This is a genomic window from Bacillus sp. FSL R12-0074, assembly GCF_038005725.1.
GTDB lineage: Bacteria > Bacillota > Bacilli > Bacillales > Bacillaceae_G > Bacillus_A > Bacillus_A mycoides.
Window position 1 is genome coordinate 2,474,531 of sequence record NZ_JBBOTR010000001.1, and the last position, 22,669, is coordinate 2,497,199.

The 22,669-nt window shown below is 31.8% G+C and carries 21 protein-coding genes and 1 pseudogene; 20 read left to right on the top strand and 2 right to left on the bottom strand.

The features are described 5' to 3' along the window. Nucleotides 1–5 precede the first annotated feature (5 nt). The 4 genes from NSS97_RS12965 to NSS97_RS12980 all read left to right on the top strand — a co-directional run bounded on the left by NSS97_RS12965 (nt 6) and on the right by NSS97_RS12980 (nt 4,468). Complete coding sequence (locus tag NSS97_RS12965; protein ID WP_107888179.1) at nt 6–2,345, top strand: FtsX-like permease family protein; 2,340 nt, start codon at nt 6–8, stop codon at nt 2,343–2,345. Between the two features lie 12 nt (nt 2,346–2,357). Beyond that, complete coding sequence (locus tag NSS97_RS12970; RefSeq protein ID WP_341112802.1) at nt 2,358–3,119, top strand: ABC transporter ATP-binding protein; 762 nt, start codon at nt 2,358–2,360, stop codon at nt 3,117–3,119. A 106-nt stretch (nt 3,120–3,225) separates the two neighbouring features. Next, nucleotides 3,226–3,936 carry a class I SAM-dependent methyltransferase gene (locus NSS97_RS12975; protein ID WP_088294191.1) on the top strand — a complete coding sequence of 237 codons (711 nt, stop codon included), beginning with the start codon at nt 3,226–3,228 and terminating at the stop codon, nt 3,934–3,936. A 118-nt stretch (nt 3,937–4,054) separates the two neighbouring features. After that, the gene (locus tag NSS97_RS12980; RefSeq protein WP_002012925.1) at nt 4,055–4,468 is read left to right on the top strand and encodes a VOC family protein; all 414 of its coding nucleotides are present in this window, start codon (nt 4,055–4,057) and stop codon (nt 4,466–4,468) included. A gap of 176 nt (nt 4,469–4,644) precedes the next feature. Here the strand turns inward: NSS97_RS12980 and NSS97_RS12985 are convergent, their stop codons facing one another. Continuing rightward, a complete protein-coding gene (locus NSS97_RS12985) occupies nt 4,645–5,277 on the bottom strand; it encodes a DJ-1/PfpI family protein (RefSeq protein WP_107888181.1) in 633 nt (210 codons plus the stop codon). Nucleotides 5,278–5,550: 273 nt separating this feature from the next. Here NSS97_RS12985 and NSS97_RS12990 point away from each other — a divergent pair, with 273 nt between their 5' ends. From NSS97_RS12990 to spoIISB, 5 genes are all read left to right on the top strand, one after another. Further along, a complete protein-coding gene (locus NSS97_RS12990) occupies nt 5,551–6,027 on the top strand; it encodes a MarR family transcriptional regulator (protein WP_107888182.1) in 477 nt (158 codons plus the stop codon). A 153-nt stretch (nt 6,028–6,180) separates the two neighbouring features. Next, the gene (gene gpmA, locus NSS97_RS12995; RefSeq protein WP_341112807.1) at nt 6,181–6,918 is read left to right on the top strand and encodes a 2,3-diphosphoglycerate-dependent phosphoglycerate mutase; all 738 of its coding nucleotides are present in this window, start codon (nt 6,181–6,183) and stop codon (nt 6,916–6,918) included. Nucleotides 6,919–7,155: 237 nt separating this feature from the next. Then, nucleotides 7,156–7,896: a type II toxin-antitoxin system SpoIISA family toxin gene (locus tag NSS97_RS13000; RefSeq protein WP_002032139.1), complete on the top strand. Its 741-nt coding sequence runs from the start codon at nt 7,156–7,158 to the stop codon at nt 7,894–7,896. A 112-nt stretch (nt 7,897–8,008) separates the two neighbouring features. Continuing rightward, on the top strand, nt 8,009–8,134 hold the full coding sequence (locus NSS97_RS13005; RefSeq protein WP_000588712.1) for a hypothetical protein: 126 nt from the start codon (nt 8,009–8,011) through the stop codon (nt 8,132–8,134). A gap of 75 nt (nt 8,135–8,209) precedes the next feature. Next, nucleotides 8,210–8,386, top strand: a complete 177-nt coding sequence (gene spoIISB / locus NSS97_RS13010) for a stage II sporulation protein SB (RefSeq protein ID WP_002017052.1) — start codon at nt 8,210–8,212, stop codon at nt 8,384–8,386. 19 nt (nt 8,387–8,405) lie between these two features. Here spoIISB and NSS97_RS13015 read toward each other — a convergent pair whose 3' ends face one another. Then, nucleotides 8,406–8,795 (bottom strand): YxeA family protein, encoded by a 390-nt coding sequence (locus tag NSS97_RS13015; protein ID WP_241875896.1) that lies wholly within the window; start codon nt 8,793–8,795, stop codon nt 8,406–8,408. A 251-nt stretch (nt 8,796–9,046) separates the two neighbouring features. Here NSS97_RS13015 and NSS97_RS13020 point away from each other — a divergent pair, with 251 nt between their 5' ends. From NSS97_RS13020 to NSS97_RS13070, 11 genes and pseudogenes are all read left to right on the top strand, one after another. After that, nucleotides 9,047–10,516: an aminoacyl-histidine dipeptidase gene (locus tag NSS97_RS13020; protein WP_016102002.1), complete on the top strand. Its 1,470-nt coding sequence runs from the start codon at nt 9,047–9,049 to the stop codon at nt 10,514–10,516. A 358-nt stretch (nt 10,517–10,874) separates the two neighbouring features. Then, on the top strand, nt 10,875–11,024 hold the full coding sequence (locus tag NSS97_RS13025) for a hypothetical protein (protein WP_002069316.1): 150 nt from the start codon (nt 10,875–10,877) through the stop codon (nt 11,022–11,024). A 954-nt stretch (nt 11,025–11,978) separates the two neighbouring features. Continuing rightward, nucleotides 11,979–13,292 carry a D-alanyl-D-alanine carboxypeptidase family protein gene (locus NSS97_RS13030; RefSeq protein ID WP_107888184.1) on the top strand — a complete coding sequence of 438 codons (1,314 nt, stop codon included), beginning with the start codon at nt 11,979–11,981 and terminating at the stop codon, nt 13,290–13,292. Between the two features lie 754 nt (nt 13,293–14,046). Beyond that, nucleotides 14,047–14,562 (top strand): transglycosylase SLT domain-containing protein, encoded by a 516-nt coding sequence (locus tag NSS97_RS13035; RefSeq protein ID WP_341112815.1) that lies wholly within the window; start codon nt 14,047–14,049, stop codon nt 14,560–14,562. A gap of 142 nt (nt 14,563–14,704) precedes the next feature. Next, nucleotides 14,705–15,862: an acyltransferase family protein gene (locus NSS97_RS13040; RefSeq protein WP_107888185.1), complete on the top strand. Its 1,158-nt coding sequence runs from the start codon at nt 14,705–14,707 to the stop codon at nt 15,860–15,862. A gap of 89 nt (nt 15,863–15,951) precedes the next feature. After that, a pseudogene (locus NSS97_RS13045) lies at nt 15,952–16,083 on the top strand (Fic family protein); the annotation flags it as partial. A gap of 162 nt (nt 16,084–16,245) precedes the next feature. Then, nucleotides 16,246–17,277 (top strand): VanZ family protein, encoded by a 1,032-nt coding sequence (locus tag NSS97_RS13050; protein ID WP_044440859.1) that lies wholly within the window; start codon nt 16,246–16,248, stop codon nt 17,275–17,277. A 169-nt stretch (nt 17,278–17,446) separates the two neighbouring features. Next, a complete protein-coding gene (locus tag NSS97_RS13055) occupies nt 17,447–18,040 on the top strand; it encodes an SGNH/GDSL hydrolase family protein (RefSeq protein WP_002127450.1) in 594 nt (197 codons plus the stop codon). A 451-nt stretch (nt 18,041–18,491) separates the two neighbouring features. Continuing rightward, complete coding sequence (locus NSS97_RS13060) at nt 18,492–20,465, top strand: penicillin-binding transpeptidase domain-containing protein (protein ID WP_341112823.1); 1,974 nt, start codon at nt 18,492–18,494, stop codon at nt 20,463–20,465. Between the two features lie 395 nt (nt 20,466–20,860). After that, nucleotides 20,861–21,565 carry a response regulator transcription factor gene (locus NSS97_RS13065; protein WP_002085493.1) on the top strand — a complete coding sequence of 235 codons (705 nt, stop codon included), beginning with the start codon at nt 20,861–20,863 and terminating at the stop codon, nt 21,563–21,565. 2 nt (nt 21,566–21,567) lie between these two features. Further along, the gene (locus NSS97_RS13070) at nt 21,568–22,554 is read left to right on the top strand and encodes an ATP-binding protein (protein WP_107888187.1); all 987 of its coding nucleotides are present in this window, start codon (nt 21,568–21,570) and stop codon (nt 22,552–22,554) included. Nucleotides 22,555–22,669 lie beyond the last annotated feature (115 nt).

Consider the following 22,669-nt stretch of genomic DNA (forward strand, 5'->3'; position numbering starts at 1 on the left):
TCTATATGATTAGGAGAATGTTAAAAAGAGATTTCTCTCAAAATAAAATGATAATTACCATTCTATTTATGTTTATCATGTTATCAAGTCTTTTAATCGCAAGTGCTTCAAGTAACGTTATAAATCTATTGAACTCAACGGATCAATTGTTTAAAGTATCAAACGCACCGCACTTCGTACAAATGCATGCCGGAGAAATAAACCAAAAGTCAATTGATTCATTTGTAGCGCAAACTCCTTTTGTAAAAAAACAACAAACAGCAGAGATGGTTCAAATAGGCGGATCTAACATTTTTATAAAGAAGAAAAATCAAGCGGAACATAATAGTGTAATGGACATTAGCTTCGTTAAGCAAAATACTATTTTTGACTTTTTATTAGATTTAAATAATGAATTGATCGATGTTAGGAAAGGGGAAATAGGTGTACCAATTTATTATATGCAAAAATATAATTTGCGTATTGGAGATAAAATTTGGGTTGTTAAAAATAATAATGAGCTAGAATTTACTATTTCGGCATTTGTTCGTGATGTTCAAATGAACCCATCACTTGTTAGTTCAAAACGATTTGTAATAAGCGATGAAGACTTTGAAAGAATAAAGGGGAATTTTGGAGAAAGTGAATATCTTATTGAATTCCAGCTAACAGATTTAAATAAAATAAATGAATTTGAAACTTTATACCAGTCATCAAACTTACCTCAAAAAGGTCCCTCTATTACGTATTCACTCTTTAAAACACTCAATTCATTAACAGATGGAATAATAGCTGCAGTACTTATCATAATAAGTGCATTATTAATGCTAATCGCGATTTTATGTATTAGATTTACGATTATGACTTCAATGGAAGAAGATTATCGGGAAATTGGTGTTATGAAAGCTATCGGCATTCAAAGTAAAGATATTCAAAAACTATATGTAACAAAATATGTTGTTATTTCCGCTATCGGATGTATATGTGGATATATCCTTTCGTTATTTGTTACAAAAATATTTACCTCTAACATCGCACTTTATATGGGGACAGCTAATAAAAGTATTTTATATTATGTTGTGCCATTGATAGTCACAACATTGTTATTTCTAGCCGTTATCCTTTTTTGCCGCATCATTTTGCGGAATTTCAGGAGAATTACAGCAATAGACGCTTTACGATCAAGAGATAAACTAGGAAAAAGAAAGATTAGAAGATTTTTTTCGCTCTATCAAACTAAAATTAAAAATGTAAATATATTTATTGGTATACAAGATGTAGTGAAACGATTTAAGTTATATCGAGTATTAAGTATCGTTTTAATTATTGCAGTGTTCATGATTGTTGTACCAGTTAACTTTTTGTACACGATTCAGTCACCGCAATTTGTTAATTATATGGGAACAGGAAAGAGTGATATACGAATAGATTTACAGCAATCTGAAAATATAGAAAAACGGTTTAATGACGTTATATCGTATGTCGGAAACGATGAAGAGGTAGAAAAATATGCAGCATTTGTAACGAGTACATTTAAAATGGTGAAAGCTGATGGTACACATGAAAACTTAAATGTAGAAGTGGGAGATTTCGCCCAATTTCCAATAGAATATGTTAAAGGTATGGCACCAAAAAATGAAAATGAGATCGCTCTCTCTTATATGAACGCAAATGAATTAAAAAAGAATATAGGGGATGAAATCGTTTTATTTGTAGAAGGAAAAGAGAAAATGCTAACTATTAGTGGTATATATCAAGATGTAACGAATGGAGGAAAAACAGCTAAAGCGAGTTTTTCTTATAATAAAGAAAATATATTATGGTACGTAGTAAATGTAGATATGAAACCCAAAGTGAATCTACAAGAAAAAGTGAAGGAGTATAAACAAAATTTTAATTCTGCAAAAATAACAGATACGGATAATTATTTATCTCAAACTTTAGGAGAGACAATTAAACAATTAAGACTCGTGACACAAGTGGCAATTTTGATTGCTATATTGATATCGGTTTTAATAACTGCGATGTTTTTTAAAATGTTATTGGTAAAAGATTCTTCGCAAATATTAATTATGAAAAGTATCGGCTTTTCCTACAAAGATATTCGTATACAATATGTTACTCGTTCTATTTCTATAGTATTAGTAGGTATTTTAACAGGGACATTTATAGCTGCTACGTTTGGAGAAACACTAATAAGCTGGTTAGGTTCATTTATGGGAGCAGCTCACATAAAGTTTGTTGTTAATCCGATCATTTCTTATGTAATATGTCCAGCTATTTTATTTATATCTGTGACCGTAGCAACACTTTTCAGTAGTTTTACAGTGAAACAAACAAATGATTTAAAGCTAAATGGGGAGTAGGAGGTGTGTAATTTGAAAAAAATTTTAAAAGTAAAACAATTAAATAAAAAATACGCAATGGATGGAAATAAAACTTACCATATGTTAAAAAATATAAATTTAGAGATTTATGAGGGAGAGTTTATATCGGTCATGGGACCTTCTGGTTCAGGGAAATCGACGTTACTATATAATATTAGCGGAATGGATCAAATGTCATCAGGAAGTGTGAAAGTTGATAGTAAAGAAATAACATGTATGAAAGAAGAGGTGTTAGCAAAATTACGACTCAGCGAAATGGGATTTATTTTTCAACAGAGCAATCTTCTTAGAAATTTGAATCTTTTTGATAATATAGTTTTGCCTGCGTATTTAGCAAAATTTGAGAGCAGGAAAATAATAAATAAACGTGCACTTGAATTGATGAAAAAAATGGGAATTAGTCAAATTGCAACTAATAATATAACTGAAGCATCAGGAGGAGAATTACAAAGGGTATCTATTTGTAGAGCACTCATAAATAAACCTAATATTATTTTTGCTGACGAACCAACGGGTGCTTTGAATTTAAAAGCGACAGAAGAGGTAATGGATATTTTAGCAAATATAAACCGTATGGGAACTACAATTTTGCTAGTTACTCATGACGTAAAGGTAGCAGCTAAAACAGAAAGAGTTCTTTTTATGGTGGACGGAGAAATTGTTAGCGAAATACAGATGGGTAAGTATAGAAACGATGATTTGAAGGTGCGAGAAGAGCAGTTGTTAAAATGGTTAACTGTACTTGGATTTTAAAGAGATAATATTTTTGACTCCTATTGAATATAGGAGTTTTTTCTTTGTTTGAAAGTTTAAAAAGAGATATAATAATTTTCTGACTATTGATTATGGAGGGGTATAAATGAAAAGTGAAACGTTACACACTCAAGAAGATATATTAAAAATGCTTGATTCAATATTAAGACCTGCAGAACCGTTTTGGAATGAATTTTATGCGGATAGAGAAAAAGATGTTCCGTTTTTTGAAAATGTTCCAGATGAGAACCTAGTTTCGTATATACAAAAAGAATGGGTTTCCAAAGGGAAAGTGTTGGAGCTTGGATGTGGTCCAGGAAGAAATGCAATTTATTTAGCGACTGAAGGATTTGATGTTACAGCAGTGGATTTATCTATAGAGGGCATTAATTGGGCGAAAGAGAGGACGTTGGAAAAAGGAATAAAAATTCACTTTATTTGTGATTCGATTTTTAATTTAGAGGGTCAAAATGAATTTGATTTTGTATACGATTCGGGCTGTTTGCATCACATTCCACCGCATAGAAGAATAAATTATGTGGATTTAATTAAAAACTCATTGAAATCTGGTGGTTATTTCGGATTAACATGTTTTGCAGCTGGCGATTTAGATGAGCGAAACGGATCAGAAATAACAGATTGGGACGTATATAGAGGATGGAGTCTACAAGGTGGTCTTGCATATTCTGAAGAAAAATTAAGAGAGATATTTAAAGAATTTGAAGTAATTGAAATTAGAAAAATGAAGCAAATTGAACAACCAAATAATATGTTTGGAGAATCATTTCTTTGGACAGCATTATTTAAGAAGAAATAAAACATAGATAATTGACAAACTCATCGTTTTTATAGACAATACACTTATAAGAATGTACGTTCGGTTTTATTGTCCGATGTATGTTTTGCATAAATACATAACAAGGGGATGTCTCTAAATGGGTAACACAAATCAAAAAATCACTACGTTTTTAATGTTTGAGGGCAAAGCTGAGGAAGCGATGAATTTTTACACATCGCTATTTAATCAATCAGAAATTGTAAGTATCTCTCGTTATGATGAGAATGGACCAGGTAAAGAGGGAACTGTAATTCATGCAACTTTTACGCTAAATGGACAAGAGTTCATGTGTATTGATAGTTATGTAAAGCATGATTTTACATTCACTCCAGCTATGTCTCTTTATGTAACTTGTGATACGGAAGAGGAAATCGAAACAGTTTTTAATAAACTAGCACAAGATGGAAAAGTTCTTATGCCGTTAGGTTCATATCCGTTTAGTAAAAAGTTTGGCTGGTTAAATGATAAGTATGGTGTATCTTGGCAGTTAACTCTTGCTGGAGATGAATAATTAAAATAATATGGTGATATTAATGTTATAAAAAATAAAAGGGATGATACAAGATAAATATGTATCATCCCTTTTATTTTTTGTTTTACAACCGTCATCGGTCGTATTTATAACGACTTTAGGGGTGCTTTTTAAGTTTTTTATATAATATAAAACTGCTAATTTAATTTTTAAGCTTATCTAGTAATTGAATTCATTAACTGGAAGAAGTATTCAGGCTTATAAGTCTTATTTAGGTTATACCATGAATGTAACGTATCTGGTGCAAATACATCAATTTTTTTCAATACTTCCATTGCAAATTCCAGAGTAGCTACTCCTGATGCAGTAATCAAATTTTCATCACATACTGCAGGTTCCATCTTATAAAGTTGTTCTCCTTTATAATTAGGACAAACCATTTTAATATATTCTAAATCATTGCTTGTATGTTTTCTAGAATCTAGGTATCCAAAATTCGCTAACCCCTCAGTTGCACCACAAATGGCAGCAACAATAGTGCCGAGTTTTAACGCTTCACCAATTTTTTTTAAGATAGGGTGATGAATGCTTTCCCCCCAAGTAGTCCCTCCAGGTAAAACTAAAAGATCGTTACTCTCAAGAGTACATTCATCCAGGGAAATATCTGGCTTTATGCTCAGTCCTCCCATCGTAGTAATAATTTCATTATTAGCTCCTACTGTAACTACCTTTAAAGGGGCTAACTCTTTTTTGAAATATCTTCCTGAGTTTAGTTCTGCAATTAAATGTCCATATTCCCAGTCTGACATCGTATTAAATACATAAAGATAAACTTTTTTTGTTTGCATACAATAACACTCCAATCACAATTGAGTTTTTCAAAAAATATTAATAAATAAATTTTACAATATTTATCATTTGAATTTAACCTATTTCCTTAAGAATTCTTTAAAAAATAATTTGGATACTTTATTTGAAGGTATGGTTTACGAATTAAACAACCTTCAAAAAATATAATAGTTGAAATTTGTTGGTTTTAGAATGAAGAAATTAGGCTCAATATACCAACTTAATTATTCATAATTGAGTTGTGGTATAATTTACATACAGGGGGAAAGTAGATGACACAACATAAAGAAGAGCAAATGAATGAGGCATTAGCATTATTTTACTTTGCATATAAAACTTTTACAGAAAAACCAGATGAAATAATAAAAGAGTATAGTATACAGCGTGTACATCATAGAATTCTGTTTTTTATCGCTCGTTTTCCAGGGCTTAGTGTAAATGAACTGCTATCACTTTTAGAAATAAGTAAACAAGCTCTTCACGGACCGTTGCGCCAACTGTTAGATAAAGGACTTATTGAGAGTAATGAAGCTGCACATGATCGTCGTGTGAAACAGCTGTCTTTAACAGAAGAAGGAACAGACTTAGAGAAAAAACTGAGCGATGTTCAAAGAGAACAAATGGGAGCTATTTTCTCACGGTTTGGCGAATCATGTGAAGAAAATTGGCATCAAGTTATGAATGAAATGGCAAATAGCCGTTCAGGATTTGATGCATGGACGTCTAAGCGTGAAATACCAGTAGAATAAAAGATAGAAACAGTATCTTGTTTTGTAGTTTGAAAAATCATAAATTTTTATCTGTATATTTGGCAACTATGGATAAAAAATTCACATTGCCAAAAACTTTATATGTGTACGTATTGAAATTTTAAAATTCATATTTCCGAGAGGGGAATTATAATGATAAAACTTGTACTCATTCGTCACGGACAAAGTTTGTGGAATCTTGAAAATCGATTTACAGGATGGACAGATGTGGATTTATCAAAGAATGGATTAAGTGAAGCGAGAGAAGCAGGAACAATATTAAAAAAGAATGGATATACATTTGATGTTGCGTATACCTCGGTACTAAAACGAGCAATTCGTACATTATGGATTGTACTGCATGAAATGGATCTCACTTGGGTCCCTATACATAACTCATGGAAGTTGAATGAACGCCATTATGGTGCACTACAAGGATTGAATAAAGACGAAACTGCAAAAAAATATGGAGATGAACAAGTTCATATTTGGAGAAGAAGTATAGATGTGAGACCGCCTGCACTTACCGAAGATGATCCTCGATATGAGGCGAACAATCCAAGATATAAAACGTTAAAAAAAGATGAATTCCCATTGACTGAATGTTTAGAGGATACGGAGAAAAGAATAGTTGATTATTGGCATTCAGAAATTGCACCGTCATTAAAAAGTGGTGAGAAAGTAATTATTTCATCGCACGGTAATACAATTCGTTCGCTAGTGAAATACTTAGACAACCTTTCAAGTGATGGTGTGGTTTCATTAAATATTCCAACTAGCATTCCGCTTGTTTATGAGTTAGATGAAAAATTACGTCCGATTCGTCATTATTACTTAAGTATGGATGGAGAAGTACCTGAAGGGGAAATTCCGAAACATATTTCTTTTTAACATGAAAATTTGAAACACATGCTTGTCTACATATACAATGTAGATTCATGATAAAGTGAAACTTTAATCAGTGGAGGGGTCTTACTGCCCGTTAATGCGGGATAAAAGACGTGGCCTGCTTCTAATGTATATGCGATGTTGCTAACTTTAGAAGGTTGTCCACGTCTTTTGTCATAAAGAGAGCTGTTTGTGCATGTAATGGTATCGTGAGTAGTTTTGGAATGGAGGGTGATGTGATTGACGATCTCTAACATTCGAATTGGCTTATTTATTTTAGCAATCGTCTTTATTGTTCTTGTTTTCTTTTATTGGAGAAATGAAGAGTTGTACGAGGAGAAGAAACAACGAATTCGAAAAACGTGGTACGGTTTGTTCATAACATCAGTCACAGTTTATTTCACGATAAAAGGAATAGATTTAACCCTCTGGAAAAATCTTTTAATGTTTACTGCGATGGTAATTTTCGTTGATATTGCATTCATTTTGACACCAAATATTTCAGAAATATGGGGCGCAAAATTCAGCGATATTGGAAAGACGGTCCAATCAATTAAAAGGTCATTAATTGCTTCAAAAGCAAGAGGAGAAATATATACGACAATTATTCAAAATGTGAATCCAACAGCCTTTGGCACAATGGAATGGCATACGGAAGAGGAATATACAAAAAGCTTAAACACATTTTTAGATTCATATGGGGAAAAGATTGGTGCGAAAATTGTTGTATTTGAAGCGGTGAAGGAATTAAATACAAACTTTCGTGGTATCCGCTCTCAATTTAGTATTATTGTTCCATTAGAACACATCGAGCAATTGAATGAGCAGAAAGCGGTGCAAGTAGAAAATGTCGGAATTATACCAGCAAAAATAGTTAGTGATGTTTTCATTGTTATTGATGGGAAGAAAAATAACCTTCAAGATCGAGATTTTGAAAATGTATATAATTTAACAATTCATCATAGTTATTTTAGTAAATAAGGACAGAATCTTTTTCTGTCCTTTTCACCTATACATAAAGGGAGAACAAATTCAGACAAGCTTGTATAAAATTGGACAATCATTCCTACACTAGCACGTAGAGGTGATTGTAGTGATAAAAGATTATGACAATGATTTTTTTAAAGAAGATAATGAAGATACAACAGATTTCTCTTTAATAAAAGGAGATACTTTGCAGCAAGTAGAAGAGTTAGAAGAAGAATTAAAAAGAAAATGATACGTGTACACTCTGTCTGCATTTGCTATATAATATAAATAAAAGGTTGTATCTTTTTGAAAAGGGGGAGAAGAGATGGCAGAAGTAAATGCTCAAAAATCTTCGTTTTTTAAAACTAAAAAAGAAGAATCAAATACAGATTTCTCTCTTGTGAAAGGTGCATTAACAGAAAATATAAATCGTTTAGAAAAACTTATGGATAGTAATAGTTCGAAATATGCTCGAGTGAAAAAAATAAAGGAAAATGCATAAGAGCATTTTCCTTTATTTTTTATTTTACATTAAACTTTTCTTTTACTTTTAAAGGTAAATCCGCTTTTTGAATTTCTTCATAGGATTTTACTTCAATCGATGATATTTCATTTTTATCTTTATTTTCTTGGTCTACATAAATGCACAAAAATGCCTTTTCATTTAATTTTTGATCGTTTGATTGTTTTTTACTTCTAAATGTAATTTGTTTTCTTACTCCATCTTCATCATATGCCGGCAATGTGTAGTTCCGTAAGTTTCTACCTTCTATCTTTTCAATAAACCCTTCACCTTTTATCTGTACGTAATATACATCCTTACCGATTCTATTTAGAGAAGCTCTTTCACACCCGATAGTTAAGTTACAAAATAATAAACTTAGTGTAATGACAGATAAAAATTTTTTCATTTTCATTATCTCCTTTAAATTATGTATTTAAAGTATACGGTTATTTTTTTAATAGAAAAATCGATTTTGATTACAGCACTCTTACAATCTTGTAAGAGTATAGCTTATTTATACTAAATTAAAAAATATAAGGATGGAATGAATAGGTTATAATGAATTTTTGAAATCTTAAAATAAAAGTAAAATAATGAGTCATGGTATAATAATAAAGGACGTACATATTATTTTGTCAATTGGAGAGGAGCTTAAAAATGTATTCTACTTTAGAACAATTAACAAAGCACCCTGTATTTTATCATTTTGCAGAAATTTCAAAGATTCCTAGAGGATCAGGTAATGAAAAAGAAATTAGTGATTACTTAGTGAGTTTCGCAAAGGAACGTAATTTAGAAGTTATTCAAGACGAAGCGTTAAATGTCATTATAAAAAAAGAAGCTACTTCTGGTTATGAGAATGTTCCAGCTATTATCATTCAGGGGCACTCTGATATGGTGTGTGAAAAAAACCAAGCGACAGTTCATGATTTTGAGAAAGATCCAATTGAATTAAGAATTATTGGAGATATGTTATATGCAAACGAAACTACTTTAGGTGCTGATAATGGTATTGCCGTTGCATATGCATTAGCATTATTGGATTCAACAGACATCCCGCATCCAGCTTTAGAAGTTGTTATTACAACTGAAGAAGAAACGACAATGGGAGGTGCATTCGCTGTTGATTCAAATCATTTTGACGGAAAAATATTTATTAATATTGATTCTGAAGAAGATCATAAATTACTAGTGAGTAGCGCAGGTGGTGCGAAAGCAGTTGAAACGATTTCAGTGATTTGGGATGAAGCGTCAGTAGATATGGACACATACCGACTATATGTTGGGGGACTTAAAGGTGGACATTCTGGTTTGGAAATTGATAAACAACGCGGTAATGCGAATAAAGTATTAGGACGAGTTTTACGTGATTTATCACTTCACATTCAGTTTAATATGAGTGAAGTTCATGGCGGCTTAAAAACAAATGCAATTCCGCGTGAAAGTGTAGCTACAATTTTATTACGTGCAGAAGATGTACAGCAAGTAGAAGAAAAACTAAAATCATGGACACGTATGTTACAAGAAGAGCTACGTGCTGTTGATCCGGATGTTCATGTTTCACTTACAAAAGTAGAAGAAAAGGCGGAAAAAGTCTTTTCTAAAGAAACACAAAAACAGCTTATTTCTTCATTATTCTTAATTCCAAATGGTATACAAAGTATGAGCATGGATATTAAAGGTCTTGTAGAAAGCTCAACTAATTTAGGAGTTATTCAAACACTGCAAGATGAGATTAAATTACGAAGCGAAGTGAGAAGTTCTGTAAGTAGTTTAAAACAACATATTGTAGATGAAATTAAGTATATTGCGGAATTAGTAGGGGCAACATTTGAAAAAGAGTCTGAATATCCAGAGTGGCCATATAATCCTAATTCGCCTATCCGTAATTTATTCGAAAAAGTGCACCAAGAAAAATACAGCAAAGATGCTGAAATCTTCGCAGTACATGCAGGAATTGAGTGCAGTGTATTTGTTCAAAAAATGCCTGAGTTAGATGCTATTTCATTCGGTCCAGATATCTTTAATGTTCACACTCCAGATGAACATATTAGTATTTCTTCTGTTGTGAATAATTGGGGATTTTTCGTTGATGTAATGCAGGGAACGAAAGAATTAGCTAAGTAATAAAAGACGGAATAAAAAGCAGCCTAAATTTATAGGTTGCTTTTTTGTATAGAATTTTATGTGAAGCAAAATAATGGCCAAGAAATTTACCTATTGTTGATTTAAAATAAAGTTTGATAAAAAGATCTATTTTGCAGAGTATCTCTTTCTTCAACAATCGGGCCATTTAATTGAATAAGACTACACAAAAAGTCGCTTTCCCTTACCTAAGGAAAGCGACTTTTTAGATTGGTTTTCCCCTTATTATCAAGCTTTTACTTTAAGTTCCTTTGACTAATAAGGTTTACTTCAGTAAAATAAGGTATATTATATTTGTTGAATAGATTCTCTTTAAAGACAAGAAAAGTAGGTGAATAAAGTGGGGAAATATCAATTGGATTACAAAGGTCAGGCAGCTGTGGCAAAGTTTCATGAAAAACAGACGCCTGCCAAATTTGATAAAAAGCAGCAACTTGAAAAATTGCGTGCGGAGTATTTGAAAAAGAAGCAAAAACAAACAGATAAATAATACGTTATGTTTTTCTTTATGTAATGCAAACAAACACAAGAAAATAGGTAAGTTATTCATCGTTCAAATATATACAGGCTATTTTTTCAAACCTCTTACTTAATGAACTAAAAAGTCGATTCCTTGAGATGGAAATCGGCTTTTTTAATAAGTGACATTTCCTTAGCGTTGTAAATCCGCATTTTCCTGACGCTATCCCAAGAAGTAATTGAGGATAATGTATCTACCACAGTCGGGCGCTTTAATTGAGTAAGGTTCACAAAAATCATCAAACTTTTCTATTCGCTCTTTTATCAAGGTTTATTAAGTTAATTTAATCAAACTTTATTCAAAAGCTACACCTATGTAAAAGTGCTGCTGTAATATTATATCCTCTTGATAAGGAGAAAGTATTACTACACAAGTGTCATGTGAATTTCATGTACCGTAATTTAAATAAAAAAATAAAGAGTTTCAAAAAAATATAAAATGGTTTTCTTGTCCGCATTCTCGGATTTATTATAACTTGGTTAATTTGACTTGTGTAATTATATTTGGTAGGAGTCTAGCAAATGGTGCAAATATAGTAATTTTTGAAAAGAGACCGACAGACCCTGTCAAGTAGATAATAAGAAAACGGCTAAGCTACCAGTGTGTTTCGATATTTAATCGGGGCGCACTGGTTTTATTTTTTTTGTAAATGTGGAACAAATGTATTACTTAGATTGTCTATTAAGTGTAATCCTAAAAAATATGAAAGTACGGATCATTTTGAAAAATACAAGGGTATTAAAAATAGGTATGTGTGTGGAAATACTAAGTGTCAGTGCGCCTAAAAGGGTGTGATGAGATGGTCTATATGAAAGCGATCCTAATGTCTTATATGTATATAGAATTTGATAACACTGTCTATTTTTTGGAGGATTATGTTAAAATAACGTTTTTTTGAGCACAAAGATATTGGAGGTAACAGAAGTGAAAGGTATGTTTTACAAGAGATTTATTGCAATAGGAACAGTGCTTACACTATTTTGTAGCATGGTTGTTACATCTGGAAGAGCATCAGCGGAAACAGTCCCTGTTTTAGACGTAGAAGCAGGATCAGCAATTTTAGTAGAAGCAAATTCCGGAAAAATTTTATATCAAAAAAATGCAGATGAATTATTAGCAATTGCTAGTATGACAAAAATGATGAGTGAATACTTAGTTCATGAAGCGGTGGATAAAGGAAAACTTAAATGGGATCAAAAAGTTAAAATTTCTGAATATGCATATAAGATTTCGCAAGATCGCTCATTATCAAACGTTCCATTAGAAAATGGTGGCTCTTATACGGTCAAAGAGTTATATGAGGCAATGGTAATCTACTCTGCAAACGGTGCAACAATTGCTTTAGCTGAAGAGATTGCTGGAAAAGAAGTCAATTTCGTGAAAATGATGAACGATAAATCAAAAGAGTTTGGAATGAAAAATTATAAATTTGTAAACTCTACAGGTTTAACAAACCATGATTTAAAAGGACATCACCCAGAAGGGACAACTCCAGACGAGAAAAATAAAATGTCCGCAAGAGATTGTGCGATTTTAGCACAACGTCTTATTCAAGATTTCCCGAAAATATTAGATACAGCAAAAATCCCTAAAAAAACATTCCAAAAGGGTGGCAAGTATCCGATTGATATGACGAACTTTAACTGGATGTTAAAAGGCTTAATTAAGCAATACGAAGGTGTAGATGGGTTAAAAACAGGAACTACTCCAGAAGCCGGAGATTGTTTTACTGGTACAGTAGAAAAAAACGGTATGCGTCTAATCTCTGTAGTTATAAAAGCAAACTCTCATACAGCACGTTTTGATGAAACAAAGAAATTATATGATTATGGATTTGCAAATTTTGAAGTGAAGAAGGTCTATGGAAAAGATTCAGTAGTAAAAGGTCATGAAACAGTGCGAGTAGCAAATGCAAAGGACAAAGATGTGGTTGTTCAAACGAAGCAAGCTGTTTCACTTCCAATGCCAAAGGGCAACAAAGACGTTTATAAAAAAGAATTTAAAGTATCGAATAAAGAACAAGAAGCGCCTATTAAAAAAGATGTAACAATTAGTAAAATGACTATATCACCTAAAGATAGTACAGATCCTGGATTTTTATCAGGTAAATCATTACAAGTAGACCTTGTAACAAAATCTGAAGTAGAACAAGCAAATTGGTTTACACGTTTAATGCGCGAAATAGGATCTTTCTTTAGCGGTATGTGGAATAGTGCGGTTGATATAGTAAAAGGCTAACTTTGTAGGATAAAACTAAATATTAGCCTGAAATAAAAGGTTTCAAAGTATTATAGATTTTTATGTGGATGGCTTAGAATGGAAGATTGCATTAATTCTCAAATCTGGTTCTTCGGAACTTTCGGTATTGCAATCAAGCTAAGATAAATTTGTATCCATATAATCAAAAAACGCTATTCTTTTTGTAGAAATATACAGAAAGGATGGCGTTTATTATGAATTGTTCGATTCAAAGGGTTCTGGTGCAAGGTTAGTTTAATAAAGTTACATGATGAAAAAACATTCATTATTCCATCAAGTGACAATTAAAATCGATACCTGGTACTTATTTCTGTTATTAACTTTTATAAAAATTTAATAAAATCTTTTCTTTCTATTAAATATTTTGTTTTAAATTATTTATATAAAGAAATGGAGGCCAGAAAATGAATTTTTTAAAGAAATTTAAGTATCTCTTTATAGCGTGTATCCCTATGTATATAGTTATTCTTTAATTTCAATCGAATAAAAAAGCAAGGTATTCGAGAAAAAAGTACGGTACCATACAGAGAAAACGCTCTCCCATACAAAAGTAAATTGTACCGAAAGTGATAAAAGCGAATGTTATATGGAGGGAACCCCCTAATAATTTCACCTGAAAATCGATAATTAATGAAACAAACAATAACAAAATGATACATGATTACGAGTTAATATCCCCAAAAGATAGGATTACTAGTGACAATCTTTGATACTGACAAGTGAGGTGACGTCGATGAGAGGGACATTAATAAAAAGTGGAGTATTTATTTTAGTTTTAACAGGAGGGCTATATCTTACAAAATACGCATATGACCATCATACTAACCGAGTTAAAGTAAGAGACACGATTCAACAAATATCAATAGAGCATGGTATACCGCCATGGATTCCTTTATCTATTGCATTCCATGAAAGTAAGTTTGATCGAAACGCAATTGGAGATCAGGGCACAACATTTGGACTGTTTCAGCTTCATCGAGGTGGACTAGCACCTAAAGATTTAACGAACGAAGATTTGAAAAATGCAGAAACCAATACTCGAATTGCAATATCTAATATGATAAATGCATATAACCGTGGTTTACAGCAAAATTTAAAAGGACCAGAGCTATTAAAATATGTTGCTAATACCTCAGGGTGGCCTGGGAATAAGGGTGTTCAATGGACAAATAAGCAGACAGACTATAACGAGGGTTTAGAAAACAGTTTTAAAATGTTTTCTAAACGACAATACGATTTTATAGAATGAAATTTCTTTTTTCTTTCTATTATTATATAACTTATGCCTAAATACGAAAGTTTCCTAAAACAGATACATAGATTGACTTTGTACTGCTTATATTAGGAATTTAAAGAAACAATATGTATAATTTTCACACTACACTAGTATAGTGGCCTTTATTAACAGCAAAATCTACAATTTACAAGGAGAACATTTTATGAGTAAGAGAATAAAAGAATTAGATTCCATGCGAGGATTAGCAGCACTTACAGTGGTATTTGGACATTTTTGTTTAATGCTACCATCGTTGCCTAATTCTATTAAATTTTCCCCGCTTAGGTTTTTATGGGCTGGCGGGGAAGCTGTAATCGTTTTTTATGTACTCAGTGGTTTTGTGTTATCTATGGCACTTTATCATTCAAAAACAAATTATTGGGGATATTTAATTAAGCGATTTGTACGAATCTATATTCCTTATTATTTTTGGATAATCATTACCTTTGCTTTATTTATTTTGTTCTCGCCGTATGAAGTGGCTGGACTACGGGATTGGTTCTATGATAGGTGGCAAGGGTCTATAACAAAAATAGATATTATAAACCATCTTGTGCTTCTTAATAACTTTTTTACGGAAAATTATAATCCAGTTATCTGGTCATTGGCTCAAGAAATGCGTATATCTATTGTGTTTCCGTTGTTATTCCTTCTTTTTTATAAACTGAGTTGGAAGAAAACGATACTATTTGCTTTGAGCTTTTCTTTAATTAGTGTTTTCCTTAATATGTTGCATATAGGGAAAGCAGAGGGATTTTATAATGGTTATGCCGATACACTGCATTTCACATCGATGTTTATGGTTGGAATGTTACTTTTTAAGCATCAGGAAAAGCTTATCTACTTATATAGGAATATGAAAAAATTTAATAAAGGATTTCTTATTGCATTAGGGATTATTCTATATTTATATTCCATTTTAATTTATGGTTTTTCCCGTAATGATACTACTTTCTTATTAAAAGATTGGGGTGTCGTAATCGGTGTTAGTATATTTATAATAATGGCCATGAGTAACCTAAAAGTGAAAGCATTTTTAAATAAGAGTGTATTTGTATACTTAGGAGAAATTTCATACAGTATCTATTTGTGTCATTTTCCAATCATGATGGTACTATTTAAACTTTTGTATACAAAGATACCTATCTTTTTCCTTCTTGCTTTGTGTATTTCAATGACAATACTTTTTTCTATAGTTTCGTATCATTTAATTGAAAAGAAATGTATCAACTGGGCAAAACAAAGAACAACAAATTTTCGAAAAAAAGTGTAATGCTTGAAGGAATTTTATTTCTTTAGTAAATATACGAATATGACCGATTCCTAAGTATATTAGGAATCGGTCAATTACGGATTCTATATAAATATACTAAAATTGAACAAATTTTTAATTTTATACTTAACTCCAAAAATCCTCTTACTAAAGAGAATCTTCGTAACGTTTTTCCAGACATAGCCGAAAGTACAATTAGTAAAACGCTAGTTTCCTTGTAGCTGCTTGGTCAAATAAAGCTGGTTTCAAGAGGAAGAAATGCTCAATGTATACAGGTTTAATTCTGTATTAATAATTATTAGGGGTAACAACACATCGCTATCTATATCTAAAATGTTATATAAAACTATTGAATATTTTATTCGTAAAAACAGAGGTGTAAAATGAATTTTATTTCCGAACTACTTGTTACCTTTGCAATTCCTACAATACAACTCACATTCTTGTTACTACTCATTTTTGTTTTTAGCTACTTTGTAGTATACAAAAAGGTATGTAAAGGAGGGGGGGAATTTACCGTACAACAAGTTATATTATTTATATTGATAATAGGATATTATTCCCTTGTATTATCAGCTACTTCATTTGGTCGTCCAGATGATATAACTTTTGCAAGAACAATTGACTTTGATGTACTTAGTGTTTATAAAAAAGCATGGAATACCTTTTCATTTTCTTCTTTTTTCCATATCATTGTGAATATAGGTATGCTTTTTCCGTTAGGAATTTTATTACCTTTATTTAGTAATGTTTTTCAAAAAACAAAATGGATGTTAATCAGCTCAATTATAGCAAGTTTATTGATTGAAATCCTTGAATTTACAATGCAACGTGGAAGTATGGAACTAGCCGATTTACTTCATAATACTTTAGGAATGATGCTAGGATATTCTATGTTAAATATAGTTCTTATATTGTTGAAGAAAAAAGAAACAGATACACAAATGACCAAATATTTATTTCTTCCGATTACAGTAAGTTTTGTTGCACTTGGAATAATGATTTCGTATCAAATGAAGGAATTTGGGAATATGCCTTTAGATCCCATTACAAAAACAGACATGACTGATGTCACTATAAAAACATCAATAGAGTTAAAAGACGAAGGTAATAAAATGCCTGTTTACAAAGAGGAAATTACAAAAATGCCTAATGACAATGAGCCAGTTACAAAAAAATCACATATTCGAGATGTCGAAATTCTGTCTCCCAAAGAAGTATTTCAAAAACTAAAACAAGGAGACTTTGATCCTATAATATCTTTCAAAGCAGGTGATACATTAGTCATTACAGATTATAATATAGATTACTACGCTGATACAAAAGGCTTTTCTCAACCTATATATGTTTTTCAAGTACGCTTAAATGATAATGGGAAAGATAGTTGGTCTCAACCTATTTCTGCGAGAAGATAACGTAGATTTTCATGTTTTTGTTCATGTGAAATAGTTTAATCGAGTTGTCTTGCTCATTTGAAAAATCTCCTATGGAATTTAATTGAAATTGAAAAACATTTAAGAAGAACAATTACGCTGTGGGCTATTGTATAGTGTAGATATGAATAATAAAAAAGGGGGACTATATATGTGGAAGCGATTTGTAGCGATTGGTGATAGTTTTACAGAGGGGATAGGGGATGAAGTTGAGGGAATAGCATTAAAAAGCTGGGTAGATCATTTTGTTCAACTGTGTGTAGATGATTTAAAATATGCTAATTTTGCAAAACGTGGGTTAGTAACTAAAGAAATTCGCTCACAGCAATTGGAACAGGCATTAACTTTTAATCCAGATTTGGTTAGTCTAATTGCAGGTGCAAACGATGTTTTAAAAGGACGTTGGAATCATCATGCATATAAGAACGATATGGAATTTATGATAGATACATTAAGTAAAGCAGGTGCTGATATTATTATAGCAAACCTTCCAGATTTTACTGTTAGGCTTCCATTTCCATCTGAAAAAAAACAAGTATTAAAAGAACAATTATTAGAGGCAAATGAAGTTATACTTTCACTGAGTAGAGAGTATAAGCTTCATCATGTTGACTTTTGGAATCATCATTTAGTTAATGACAATACGCTTTGGTCTACGGATTTAATTCATCCAAACTCAAAAGGATATGTAAAAGTTGCTGAATTGATTTTTAGTAGTTTGCCTGTACATGACTCTTTTAAATAAGCTGTAGAATGACCTAAACTCCTGTCGCATGCTGTACAGGGGTTTTTGGTGCGAAAAAGAAGGATATAGAGTGCCTATAAATTATACTTTAAGTAATTCTTTTTATTGTTTATATTTTTGTTATTTTCTGTTGCAGAATCCTTAGTATAAGGATTCTTTTTTTGTATCAATAATCTATAAAGAAAAAAGATGAAATTGGCGAAAATGAACTAAAAGGTATTTTAAATGAATTGTTAAAACAACACTAATAATGATAACGTTCGCTAAATATATTCGTCGTTTGTAAGAATCTTAAAATCTTCCCTTTTTGAATGCAGCTTAACCATAAATTTAATTTTTTTGTAAATGTGGAACTATTTCATTACTTACACTGTCTATTAAGCGTTAAAACATTTTTTATTTAACATATTTAGAAAGGAATAATCATTTTTAATTAAGGGAGAAGATTGAATTGAAAAAAATATGGATGCTGCTTTTCTTTTGTTTTGGAGTTATGTTGGTAGGATGCAATAAAGATGAGCCGCCAAAACAAGCATTTGAAGAATATATCAATTTATGGAATGATAAAAAATTTACAAATATGTATGATTATTTATCAGAACATGCAAAAAAAACGATTTCTAAAAAGGAGTTCACAGAGAAATATCAAAAAATTTATGAGGGTATTGGAGTTAAGAATTTAAAAATTAAAACGAAAGGAGAGAATACTAAAGATAAAGAACTTTTTCTTTTTGAAGTTAATATGGATACGGATGGAGGAACAGTTTCATTCATCCATGAAGCAAAACTCGTGAAAGATAAAGATAAGGAATCTTGGAAAATAGATTGGACACCAGACTTCATTTTCCCAGGTATGAAAAAAGATTACAAAGTACGTATGCAAACAGAGCAAGGAAAACGCGGAGAAATATATGATCGAAATGGAAAAGGGCTTGCAACGAATGGAAAAGCGACTGAGGTTGGAATTATTCCAGAGAAACTAGGTGAAACGGCAGCGCAAACGAAAGAAATAGTAGCACAATTACTTGATATGTCTATAGAAGAGGTCGATCAAAAGCTCGCAGCGAAATGGATAAAACCAGATTCCCTTGTACCAATTGGTATTTTAAAAGAGGGAACCAGACAGAATGATTATATTGAATTAGAAGGAGTTTCATCTCGCCCAGTAAATATTCGTACGTATCCATTAGGAGAAGCAGCGGCACACTTAACGGGATATATAGGAAAGGTAAATGCAGAGGAGTTAAAATCGCTTCAAAAAAAAGGTTATCAAGCAGATGATTTAGTGGGTAAGACAGGTTTAGAGAAAGTATTAGAGAATAAATTGCGTGGTGAAAAGGGTGGACGCGTATTTATGGAAGATGAGAACGGGAAAGAGATTAAAAATGTAGCAAAACAAGAAGCAAAAAAAGGGAAAAATGTTACGTTAACTATTGATGCTGTAATTCAAGAAAAAATCTTTAATGAGATGAAAAATGAAGCAGGATCTAGTGCAGCGGTCAATCCTAAAACGGGTGAAACAATCGCACTTGTAAGTAGCCCTGCTTATAATCCAAATACAATAGTTAGAGGAGCATCAAAAGCTCAACGGGAAGCATGGAATAATGACTCGAAACTGCCAATGATGAATCGCTTCACACAAGCATTTGTACCAGGTTCCGTATTTAAAACGATAACAGGTGCAATTGGTTTGGAAACAAACACAATAAATCCTAAGGAAGAATTTAAAATTCAAGGATTAAAGTGGACAAAAGATTCATCTTGGGGAAATTATTATGTAACACGTGTGAAGGATGCTAGTCCAGTTGATTTTGATAAGGCAATGAAGTACTCTGATAATATTTATTTTGCTCAACAAGCTTTGAAAATAGGAAAAAATCAGTATGTAAATGAATTTAAGAAATACGGATTTCATGAAAAATTACCAATTGAATACGAATTCCCTATTTCAATCATTGCAAAAGATGGGATAAAAAATGATATTCAACTAGCAGACACGGGGTACGGACAAGGACAAGTATTAATGACACCTCTTCATTTAGCATTGACTTATGCACCGATTGTCAATGAGGGTAACATTCCGTCACCGCATCTTATGAAAAAAACAAAAGAAGCGGGAAATTGGAAAGAAAATGTGATTTCAACCAAGAATCAAGAGATATTAAAAAGTGCGTTAATAAAGGTTATTAATGATCCTGATGGTGCTGGGAGAATTGCTAAAGTTGATGGTGTAACTCTCGCTGGTAAGACAGGTACAGCAGAACTGAAAGAATCGAAAGAAGCAGAGGGTAAAGAACTTGGATGGTTTGCAGCTTTCGATGCAAGCGCGCCAAACATGATTGTTACCATGATGATTGAAGATGTAAAAGGAAGAGGCGGGAGCAACGTTCCAGGTGAAAAAATAAAACATGTTTTTCAGAAATAATACTTAATTAGAAGGTGAAATTTACTTCTTTAGTAAATATACAAACCTTACCGATCCAAGAGTATATTAGGAATCGGTTAATTTATGTCTAAACGCAGATTTTATGATTTTAATAATCGTATTTAATTACGTGTTTTTTACACAATTAAATACGATTATTTTTTATTTGAAAATTATAAAACAACAAATTTAAAAATATTAAATTAGATAATTGAAGTTTAAAAAATAAGAGCTATTATACTTAACTTTATTTTCAGAAATATTACAAAACTGTTAGTTTGAAGTAAGGTTATTCAATATAAGTAAGAGGGGAATTTCTTTATACTAAAAGATAAAAGTATTAATTAGATATTTCTAGATAATAAATAGATACATAAATAAAAGGAGCTAAATATATGTATAAAATCATGATTGTAGAAGATGACCAAAAAATTTCTAAACTACTTCAATCCCATATTAATAAGTACGGGTATGAAGGGAATATTACAGAGGATTTTGAAAATATTTTGGCTAACTTTGAAAAAATTCAACCTGATTTAGTTTTATTAGATGTAAATTTACCGAGTTTTGATGGTTTCTACTGGTGCCGACAAATTAGAACGGTCTCTACTTGTCCCATTATATTTATATCAGCACGTAGTGGAGAGATGGAGCAAGTTATGGCACTTGAACATGGTGCAGACGATTATATCACTAAACCGTTTCATTATGAAGTTGTAATGGCAAAAATCCGAAGTCATCTTCGAAGAATTTACGGAGAATACGCACCGAAAGCGGAAGAAAGAGTTGTTCAGCAATCCGGTTTAATACTTTATCCAGAAAAAATGGAATTAAAGCTAAATGATAGCATGTGTATACTGTCAAAAAAAGAAACTGTTTTACTAGAAACTCTCTTACGACAATCTCCTAGTATTGTTAGTCGAGAGAAAATTTTAGAAAAACTTTGGGATGACTATACGTATGTAGATGATAATACGTTAAGTGTAAATGTTACACGTGTCCGAAAAAAATTAGAGGAAATCGGAATAAAAAATGCATTAGAAACAGTTCGTGGTGCTGGATATCGTTTGAAAATAACTTGGAAGAATGATGAGGTATAATAATGAATTTATTTTTACGTGAACATATCCCTTTCATCTGTTTCTCAATCATTCAGCTATTTGTCGTTCTAACTGTTTATTGGCTGGATGGATATAACCACTTATCTACTGCGTTATATAGTGTGTTTTTAGGAGGATGCTTTTTAATTGCGTTTTTACTTTATCGCTACTTTAGCCATCGTAGATTTTATAACAAATTATCCAACCCTTCTGAAACATTAGAGGACTCCTTAGAAGAACTCGATTCCACTCCATTATCAGTAGCACTTCAGCGTGTGTTAAAGACACAATACAGTCAATATCATCAACAGTTAAAGACTTGGGAATATAAACAAAAAGAGCACCTTACATTTATTAATCAATGGGTGCATCAGATGAAAACGCCCCTATCAGTTATTGAACTGATCACACAAGAAGAGAATGGGGAGGTTTTTGAAAGTATTGTGGAAGAAGTAGATCAAATGCAGTACGGATTAGAAATGGTTTTATATATGGCGCGATTACAAACGTTTGAGCAAGATTTTTATGTGGAAAGAGTTTCGTTACAGGAAATCGTTCAAGAAGTAATCCGTGAAAATAAACGTCTGTTTATCCGTAGCTATGTTTATCCAGAAGTAAAAGTAAAACAAACTATTATGGTAGAAACCGATAGAAAGTGGCTTCGGTTTGTTATTCATCAAGTGATATCCAATGCCATTAAGTATTCAGCAGGAAGTAGAAAAAACGTTACTATTACTACATTAGAAGAAGAGCTCTCAGTAATCCTTGAAATACACGATCATGGTGTGGGAATCCCAAAAGAAGACCTCCCGAGAGTATTCCGCCCATTTTATACGGGAATAAACGGTCGGAAATTTAAGGAATCTACTGGGATGGGATTATATCTTGTGAAAAATATTATAAAAAGATTGGAACATGATATTGAAATAAAGTCGGAAGTAGGAAAAGGAACAACAATCTGTATTATTTTCCCTTATGCAAATCGTTAGAACGGTATTTAGTTTGACTTTTCAGAAATATTACAGACCTGTTAGATATATGAAAGGTTAATCGATATGAGAAGAAGGGACGCTTAGATAAACTTAGGTTATTAAAAGATAAAAA